Genomic DNA, 7,844 nt, shown 5'->3' with positions numbered 1-7,844 from the left:
GGACCTCGTCGAACGGGCCCTGGCGAAGGACCCGGCCGAGCGTCCCACGGTACGGCGGCTCGTCCAGGAACTGCCCGGCGAGGACACGCTCGGCCCCGGGATCGGCCGGCTGCGGGCGGCGGTCGAGTTCGAGCTCGGCTCGCCGCGGGACGCGGCCCGCATCCTCCTCGACGCCTCCGCCGGGGCGTCCGGTCCCGTGGCGGTCGAGATGCTGATCGACGCCGTGCGCAACGGCTACTTCGGCGGCGATCCCGGCCTCGCCCTGGAGGCCGCGGCCCGGTTGCGCGAGGCGGCCGGGGAGTCGCCGTTCGCCCTCGGCCTGGACGGGCTGGCCCGGCTCATGACCGGTGACGCCGCCCACGCCGTCCCGCGGATGCGCGCCCTCACCCGGCACGCCCTGGACGGCCCGGACCCGGCGCTGAGCCCCGGCCAGCGCCTGGTGGCGGGCGCGATGGCGCTGATCACCGGCGACGACGACTCCGCCATGGCGGTGTTCGGGCCGCTGGTGTCCGAGGCGCGCGACCAGGCTGCGCTCGGCTGGCTGCCCATCGCGCTGGAGCACCTGTCGATCGCCGAGTTCTTCGCCGGGCGCCTGCGCGACGCCGGCGCGCACGCGCAGGAGGGCCTGGTGCTGGCCGACACCACCGGGCAGACCCACCGCCTGGACCACCTGCGCTGCATCCTGGCCTGGACGGCCGCGCTGAGCGGCGACGAGGACCGGTGCCGCGACCTCACCGGCGCCGCCATCGGCCGCGCCCTGGAGCGCCGGAACGTCCGCACCGCCGCCTGGGGCACCATGGCGCTGGGCCTGCTCGACATGGGGCTGGCGAGGTACGGGCAGGCGCTGGACCGGCTGGACGCCGCCGTCGAAGGGCCGATAGGCACCCATTACGCCGCGACGTACTTTGCTCCCGACCAGGTCGAGGCGGCAGTGCGCACGGGGCGTCCCGACCGGGCCGCCGAACCGCTGCGCCGGTTCCAGGCCTTCGCCGCCGCGTCCGGACGGCCGTGGGCGCTGGCGGTCGCGGAGCGCTGCACCGCCCTGCTCACCCCGGGCGAGGCGGCCGAGAAGCACTTCGCCGAGGCGGTGCGGCTGCACGGGCAGGACGGCCGGCCCTTCGAGCACGCCCGCACGGAACTGCTGTTCGGGGAGTGGCTCCGCCGAGCTCAGCGCAAGGCCGAGGCCCGCGCCCGGCTGCGGTCGGCGCTGCGGACCTTCCAGCAGCTCGGCGCCCGCCCCTGGACGGCCCGCTCCGGCGCCGAGCTGCGGGCCACCGGCGACGCCGAGGCCACCGCGGCGGGCGAGTCCCCGCTGGACCGGCTCACCCCGCAGGAGCTCCAGGTCGTCCGGCTCGCCGCGCAGGGCATGACCAACCGCGACATCGCCGCGCAGCTGTTCCTCAGCTCCCGCACCGTCGGCTACCACCTCTACAAGGCCTATCCCAAGCTCGGCGTCGCCGGCCGCGGCGAGCTGGCCCGGCTCGTCCACGCCGACGGTGCCCCCGGCGCTGCCGGTGCGCGCTAGGAGCCCTCCAGCACCTGGAGGCCGATCACGCCGACGACGATCAGAGCGAGGAACGCCAGCCGGGCCGGCGAAGCGCTCTCGCCGAACGCGACCATGCCGGCGACCGCGACGCCGAGGGCCCCGAGGCCGACGAACACCGCGTACGCCGTGCCGACCGGCAGGGTCCGGAGCGACAGCGACAGCACGACGACGCTGAGCAGCGCCACCGAGAGTCCGATGACGGTCGGCCAGAGGCGCGTCAGGCCGTCCGACTGCTTCAGCGCCGTCGCCCACACCAGTTCCGTCAACCCGGCGATCAGCAAGAAGACCCAGGCCATCAGGCCGCGAACCCCCCGTCCACGGCGATCGCCGCACCGGTGACGTAGTCCCCGCCCGGGCCGGCGAGATGCGCGACCATCGCGGCGATCTCCTCCGCGCGCCCGTACCGGCCGAGTGCCGTGAACCCGCGCTCGAACTCGGCGTCCGGGGCGTCGGCGGGGTTCATCTCGGTGTCGGTCGAGCCCGGCTGCACCACGTTCGCGGTGATCCCGCGGGGTCCGAGGTCGCGGGCCAGGCCCCGGGTGAGCCCGGTGAGCGCCGACTTGCTCATCGCGTACAGCGTCCAGCCGGGGTAGGGGACGCGCTCGGCGAGGCTGCTGCCGATCGTGATGACGCGCCCGCCCGGCCCGAGGTGGCGGGCCGCCGCCTGCGCCGCGACGAAGGCCGCCCGCACGTGGATCGCCAAAGCCCGGTCGAGCTCGGCGAGCGACACCTCCTCCAGCGGCCCGCAGGGCGCGATCCCGGCGTTGTTGACCAGGATGTCGAGCCGCCCCAGCTCGGCCGCCGCCCGGTCGACCGCCGCGACGACCGCCGCGGGGTCGGCGGCGTCGGCGGCGATCGCCAGCCCCCGTCCGCCCGCCGCCTCGATCTCACCGACGACGCCGGCGGCCCGTTCCGGGGCCCGCACATAGGTCACCGCGACGTCCGCGCCGTGCCGCGCCAGCCGCCGCGCGATCGCCGCGCCGATGCCGCGCCCGCCGCCCGTCACCAGGGCCGCCCGTCCCGCCAGATCCGCCGTCATCCCGACTCCCGCCACTAATCGGAGAAGTTTCCGTTTAGAGAGCTTAACCGGAGAAATCTCCGGATACAAACCCGTTACGCTGGTGGGCCGTGCCGAGAGGGGGCTGGATGCGGGAGCTGCCCGTGGTCGGGCGTCCGCCCGCCGAGCGCGCGGACGCCGCGCACAACCGCCGCCGCATCCTGCGCGCCGCCGCGGAGGTCATCGCCACCCGCGGGGCCGAGGCCGTCTCCATGGACGAGGTCGCGCGGGCGGCCGGGGTCGGCGTGGGGACGGTGTACCGCCGGTTCGGCGACCGGGCCCGCCTCGTCTACGCCGTGATCGACGACCGCGAGCGCGACTTCCAGGCCGCCTTCATCCAGGGCCCGCCGCCGCTCGGCCCGGGCGCCGCGCCCGCCCGGCGCGTCCGGGCGTTCCTGCACGCCCTGGCCGACCGCACCGAGGCCCAGGCCGACCTGCTGCTGATGGCCGAGTCCGACCCGCCGGACGCCCGCTTCCGCGACGGTTCCTACGGCCTCTACCACCGGCATCTGGCGATGCTGCTCCACGAGATCCGCCCGGACGCCGACGCCGCCTACCTGGCCGACGCCCTCCTCGCCCCCCTCGCCGCGAACCTGTTCCTCCACCAGCGCCGGACGCGCGGCATGCCCCTCGACCGGATCAAGGCGGGCCTCGACGCGCTCGCCGAAGCCCTCACCGCACGACCCGGCGCCGCGCCCGGCGAGCGACCGGCCTGATCATCCGTCAGGGCCGCCGGACGTCCGCGCCTTCGGCGAACGCCAGCCGCACAGACGCGGCGTGCGCGACTGCGGCGCAGTTGGAAGCGCACGCCCGGCACCGCGCCCCCGTTCCAGTTGGCGAACCGGATGCGGGCTACGCCGGTGGGGCCGCTGACCGCCGTCCCTCAAGGGTGGCGAGGAGGTCATCGAGGGCCCTGGTGAGCGCTTCGGAGTTGGCCGGGTTGAACCATGTGGTGCGAATGCGTTCGTTGCTTCCGTTCGGGGTCTCGTGGTCGGCCGCGAGCTGGTGCAGCGAACGGGTCCTGTCGCTCAGGGAGCGGCCGACGCCTTGGAAGAGGCTGCGAACGTAGTCGTCCGCGTCGTCGGAGGCGATGCCGTGGTGGGCGGCCCACGAGGTGAGCGTTGCGAGATACGAGTAGTGGGTGGTCAGTGTTCCCGTCAGCGTGGAGAAGACGTCGAAGGCCGCCTCGTCCCCGACCGGGAGCACCCCGCCCAAGCGCTCGAAGAGGGCGTCCACCGCCGGGTGCGACGGGCACGTCACCGTGACGGAGCGGCGTTCGCGTACGGAGGGCAGGGGGATGGCGCGGACCAGCGGGACGTCGGTGGCCAGTGTCCGGCGCAGGTCGTCGGTGCCGACGCCGGCCATCACGTTGACCACCAGCCTGTCGCCGCCCACCCTGAGGCCGGAGAGTGCCTCGCGCCGGTCCTGGCCGCGCACGGCGATGATCACCATGTCGGAGCGGTCCACTACGTCCTGGTTGTCGACGCACACCCGGACGCTCGCGAAGCGCTCGGACAGTTCCGCGGCCGTGCCCGCTCCTCGCGGGGAGAGGAACACCTCCGGCGGCGCGTCGTCTCCGTCGCACAGTCCGGTCACGATGGCCCGGCCGATCTCGCCCACTCCGATGATGCCGATGCGCTCCACAGCGTCCGCCTCCATGGTGTGATGGTCGTGCCCGGTCGGCTCAATGGCCTTCGGGACGGGGGTTGGCGCCGGTCAGGACCGTCGCCAGGCGGTGCCCGGGGACCGCGCCCTCGGCGATCGCCGCCAGGCCCGCCGCCCCCGCCGGCTCCAGGACGATCCCGAGCGTGCGCACCGCCAGCTCCATGGCCGCGGCGATGGCCTCGTCGCTCACCAGGACGATCTCGTCCACCAGGGCGCGGGCCCGCCGCACCGACGGCTCCAGCGGGCCGCGGACCGCGATCCCGTCGGCGAAGGTGCGAGGGCGTCCGATGCGGACCGCGCGGCCGGCGCGCAGGCTCTCCAGCATGGAGGGGGCGCCTTCGGCGTTGACCCCCACGATCCGGGTGCCGGGGGCGTGCTCGGTCATCCACCGCCCCACCCCGTTGATCAGCGCGCCGTCGCCGACGGGGAGCACGACGGCGTGGAAGCCCGGACCGTCCGGTGCGCCGCGGGTCAGCTCGACGCCGATCGTCCCGGCGCCCTCGGCGATCGCCGCCTGGAGACCGTCCTGGAGGTGGACGCGGTCGGGATGGCGGGCGGCGTGGGCGGCCGCGGCCTCGCGCGCCGCGGCGCCGTCCGCCCCGGCCACCACGACCCGGGCGCCGAGGATCTCCATCCGCTCCCGCTTGACGGGATTGACCGTCTCGGGCACGAACACCTCGACCGGCATCCCGCGGGCACGTCCCGCGTAGGCGACGGCCTGCCCGAAGTTGCCCGAGCTGGCGCACACCACCGGCGTGCCGGGAGCGAGCGTGCTCAGCACGAGGTCGGCGCCCCTGCCCTTGAAGCTGCGCACCGGATTGGCCGTCTCCAGCTTCACCGTCACCTCGCGGCCGCCCAGCGCCCGGCACAGCTGCTCGTCGACGTACTGCGGGGTGTTCAGGAACACCGGATCGATCACCTCGGCGGCCTTCTCGATCCGCGCCGCGTCCAGGTCCATGCACATCGCCTTTCTCGGGGGCTCGCCGACTCGGCCGACGCTAACCGAGCCCCCGGTCGAGGCGATTGAAGATTTTCGCACCCCAGCGCAATAATCTTGCGTGCCCGAATCGCCGCCACCGCGTCTCGACGAGATCGACGCCCTGCTGCTGGACCTGCTCCAGCACGACTCCGGACGCACCCTTCACGACCTCGGCGAGCGGGTCGGGCTCTCCCCCAGCGCCGTGCAGCGACGGATCGCCCGCTACCGCCGGGACGGTCTCATCACCAGGCAGATCGCCGTCCTCGACCCGCACCGCTTCGGCCCCACCGTCCTGGCCACGGTCCTGGTGACCCTCGAACAGGAATCGTTCGAGCACCACCGCGCCTTCGCCGGACGGATGCGCTCGCATCCACAGGTCCAGCAGTGCTACCGGGTCGCCGGGCCATGGGACTACGTCGTCGTCCTGGCCGCGCGGAGCATGCGCGAATGCGGCCGGCTCGGCGACCGCCTGTTCAAGGCCGACGACAACATCAGGCGCTACGAGACCCTGGTCGCCTTCGACACCATCAAGACCGGCCTGGCCCTCCCGCTTCCCGCACCCCGGCCTTCCCGGCCACAGAGCGGCCGGCCGTAGCCGGGACCTCCTCCGTCAAGCGTGCCGTCGGGCGCGGTCAGGCACCGACGAAGGACGGCCGGCGATCAGGTCGGCTTGCTCGCCTTGACGTAGTCGGCTCCTAGGACGTTCAGGAGGGCCAGCGCCTCGGCGGCGGGTGATCCCGGGGGCGCGCTGTAGAGGACGAGGTGCTGGTCGCGGTCGGTGAGGGCGAGCGAGTCGCAGTCGACGGCGATCTCCCCGACGACCGGGTGGCGGAAGGTCTTGGTGAGCGTCGCTGCGGCCTGCACGTCGTGGCGCTCCCAAAGTCGCGCGAACTCGGTGCTGGCCTGACGGAGTTCGTCGACGAGCCCGGTGACCGCGGGGTCCGACGGGTACCGGGCCAGGGTCGATCGCAGCTCCATGACGACGTGCTGCCGGAACTCGGCGGGGTCGGACACCCCGTACAGCGTCCCCCCGGTGGACGCCGGACCGAGGAAGGCCCGGCGCGCGAGGTTGCGGTCCCGCGGGGCGAGCTCGGCGAAGTCCTCCATGAGCGCGGCGGCGAGGTCGTTCCAGGCGAGCACCTCGAAGGTGGCCGACACCACGAAGCCCGCCGTCTGCGGCAGCCGCCGGAGCAGCGCGAGGATGCTCGGGCGGACGTCCCGCGAGTGCAGCCGGACACGGCTCGGCGCGGTTCCCGCCAGGACGTGGAGGTGATCGGTCTCGACGCCGGTGAGCCGCAGTGCGTCCGCGATCCCGGCCAGGACCTCGCCGGACGGGCGCGGCGCCCTGCCCTGTTCGAGCCGGACGTAGTACTCGGTGGAGATGTGCGCGAGGACCGCGACCTCCTCGCGGCGGAGACCCGGCGTCCGGCGTCGTGGGCCCGAGGGCAGGCCGACGTCGCCCGGGCGGAGCCGCTCGCGGCGGCTGCGGAGGAACGCACCCAGCTCCCGTTTGTCCATATTCCCAGTGTGCACGCGGTACGGCCCTGGAGCCTGGTACCGCCTGTACCTGTATCCGGCCTGGTGGACGGTCCGACACTGGCGCCATGACCACCGACATCGACATCACGCCCATCGGCCTGCTCTCCGGCAAGGTCGTCCTCGTCACCGGCGCCAGCCGCGGCATCGGAGCGGCCGCGGCCCGGCTGTTCGCGGCCGAGGGCGCCGCCGTGGTGCTCGCCGCCCGCGGCACCGACGCCCTCCGGCGGATCGCCGCCGGCATCCGCGCCGACGGCGGCGCCGCCGACGCCGTCGCGCTGGACCTGGCCGACAGCGCGAGCATCCGCGCCGCGGTCGACCGCGTCGAGCAGCTGCACGGACGGCTCGACGGCGCCTTCAACAACGGCGCGGCGATCCAGCGGCCCGGCCCGCTCGACACCACCAGTGACGAGGACATCGACCAGCAGTTCGCCGTGAACTTCCGCTCGCACTGGACCGCCATGACCGCCGAAGCCGCGCTCATGCGACGCGGCGGAGGCGGGGCCATCGTCAACACGTCCAGCATCGGCAGCCGCCGCGCCAACCCCGCCCTCCCGGCCTACGGCGCGATGAAACGCGCCCTCAACAGCATCACCGAGACCGCCGCCGTGACGTGGGGGCCGGACGGGATCCGGGTGAACGGCCTCACCCCCGGCGGCACCGCGACCCAGATGATCGATACCTGGGAGGCGGAATCCCCGGGCGTCGTCGAGCACATCAAGGCGGCCATCCCCCTGGGCCGGATGGCCGAGCCCCGCGAGGTCGCCGAGGCGGCCGCGTGGCTGCTCAGCGACCGGGCCTCGATGGTGACCGGCGCGATCGTGCCCGTGGACGGCGGCGCCGGCGCCTGAGAGACCGCGCCTGCCACACGGGGTCACCTGAGGAGCACTATTAGAACGTGAAGCCGGTGCCGACCCTCCCAGGGCTGACACCGGCCCGGCACGCGATCGATCGCCAGGCACGTCCCCGGACGGCCCGATCCGATGTGTCGGCGTCGGCCGCGCGTCCGCCATGTGGATGTACTACAAGCCGTAGTACTCTTCGGTCCACGGGACGATCGG

Annotated in this window: 9 protein-coding genes; 4 read left to right on the top strand and 5 right to left on the bottom strand. The window is 74.3% G+C overall.

Annotated elements, in window-relative coordinates; all coding sequences use genetic code 11:
* A partial coding sequence (locus E1300_RS29695; RefSeq protein WP_131760399.1) for a helix-turn-helix domain-containing protein occupies positions 1 to 1,525 on the top strand: 1,525 nt, incomplete at its 5' end.
* On the opposite strand, the gene E1300_RS29690 is transcribed toward E1300_RS29695, so the two are convergent.
* Positions 1,522 to 1,842 (bottom strand): DMT family transporter, encoded by a 321-nt coding sequence (locus tag E1300_RS29690; protein ID WP_131760398.1) that lies wholly within the window; start codon positions 1,840 to 1,842, stop codon positions 1,522 to 1,524. The genes E1300_RS29695 and E1300_RS29690 overlap by 4 nt on opposite strands.
* Positions 1,842 to 2,585, bottom strand: a complete 744-nt coding sequence (locus E1300_RS29685; RefSeq protein ID WP_131760397.1) for an SDR family oxidoreductase — start codon at positions 2,583 to 2,585, stop codon at positions 1,842 to 1,844. The genes E1300_RS29690 and E1300_RS29685 overlap by 1 nt, the downstream gene beginning before the upstream one ends.
* 107 nt (positions 2,586 to 2,692) lie before the next feature.
* Between E1300_RS29685 and E1300_RS29680 the strand changes: the two genes are divergently transcribed.
* Positions 2,693 to 3,319, top strand: a complete 627-nt coding sequence (locus tag E1300_RS29680) for a TetR/AcrR family transcriptional regulator (RefSeq protein WP_131760396.1) — start codon at positions 2,693 to 2,695, stop codon at positions 3,317 to 3,319.
* Positions 3,320 to 3,455: 136 nt separating this feature from the next.
* On the opposite strand, the gene E1300_RS29675 is transcribed toward E1300_RS29680, so the two are convergent.
* The gene (locus E1300_RS29675; RefSeq protein ID WP_131760395.1) at positions 3,456 to 4,262 is read right to left on the bottom strand and encodes an NAD(P)-binding domain-containing protein; all 807 of its coding nucleotides are present in this window, start codon (positions 4,260 to 4,262) and stop codon (positions 3,456 to 3,458) included.
* Between the two features lie 25 nt (positions 4,263 to 4,287).
* Positions 4,288 to 5,226, bottom strand: coding sequence for a threonine ammonia-lyase (locus E1300_RS29670; RefSeq protein WP_131760394.1), 939 nt, complete (start codon positions 5,224 to 5,226; stop codon positions 4,288 to 4,290).
* 100 nt (positions 5,227 to 5,326) lie between these two features.
* Between E1300_RS29670 and E1300_RS29665 the strand changes: the two genes are divergently transcribed.
* Positions 5,327 to 5,842: an Lrp/AsnC family transcriptional regulator gene (locus tag E1300_RS29665; protein ID WP_131760393.1), complete on the top strand. Its 516-nt coding sequence runs from the start codon at positions 5,327 to 5,329 to the stop codon at positions 5,840 to 5,842.
* Positions 5,843 to 5,907: 65 nt separating this feature from the next.
* Here the strand turns inward: E1300_RS29665 and E1300_RS29660 are convergent, their stop codons facing one another.
* Positions 5,908 to 6,765 carry a helix-turn-helix transcriptional regulator gene (locus E1300_RS29660; protein WP_131760392.1) on the bottom strand — a complete coding sequence of 286 codons (858 nt, stop codon included), beginning with the start codon at positions 6,763 to 6,765 and terminating at the stop codon, positions 5,908 to 5,910.
* 86 nt (positions 6,766 to 6,851) lie between these two features.
* On the opposite strand from E1300_RS29660, the gene E1300_RS29655 reads away from it, so the two are divergent.
* Positions 6,852 to 7,634, top strand: coding sequence for an SDR family NAD(P)-dependent oxidoreductase (locus tag E1300_RS29655; RefSeq protein ID WP_131760391.1), 783 nt, complete (start codon positions 6,852 to 6,854; stop codon positions 7,632 to 7,634).
* Positions 7,635 to 7,844 lie beyond the last annotated feature (210 nt).

It is taken from the genome of Actinomadura fibrosa (genome assembly GCF_900659615.1).
Lineage (GTDB): Bacteria > Actinomycetota > Actinomycetes > Streptosporangiales > Streptosporangiaceae > Spirillospora > Spirillospora fibrosa.
Note: the sequence above shows the minus strand (reverse complement) of the source record. Positions and strands in the feature narration are given on the sequence as shown.

Excerpts from the sequence above, each read along its gene's own strand:
- E1300_RS29690 (WP_131760398.1), bottom strand. The coding sequence starts at position 1,842 with ATGGCCTGGGTCTTCTTGCTGATCGCCGGGTTGACGGAACTGGTGTGG.
- E1300_RS29685 (WP_131760397.1), bottom strand. The coding sequence starts at position 2,585 with ATGACGGCGGATCTGGCGGGACGGGCGGCCCTGGTGACGGGCGGCGGG.
- E1300_RS29680 (WP_131760396.1), top strand. The coding sequence starts at position 2,693 with ATGCGGGAGCTGCCCGTGGTCGGGCGTCCGCCCGCCGAGCGCGCGGAC.
- E1300_RS29675 (WP_131760395.1), bottom strand. The coding sequence starts at position 4,262 with ATGGAGGCGGACGCTGTGGAGCGCATCGGCATCATCGGAGTGGGCGAG.
- E1300_RS29670 (WP_131760394.1), bottom strand. The coding sequence starts at position 5,226 with ATGGACCTGGACGCGGCGCGGATCGAGAAGGCCGCCGAGGTGATCGAT.
- E1300_RS29660 (WP_131760392.1), bottom strand. The coding sequence starts at position 6,765 with ATGGACAAACGGGAGCTGGGTGCGTTCCTCCGCAGCCGCCGCGAGCGG.
- E1300_RS29655 (WP_131760391.1), top strand. The coding sequence starts at position 6,852 with ATGACCACCGACATCGACATCACGCCCATCGGCCTGCTCTCCGGCAAG.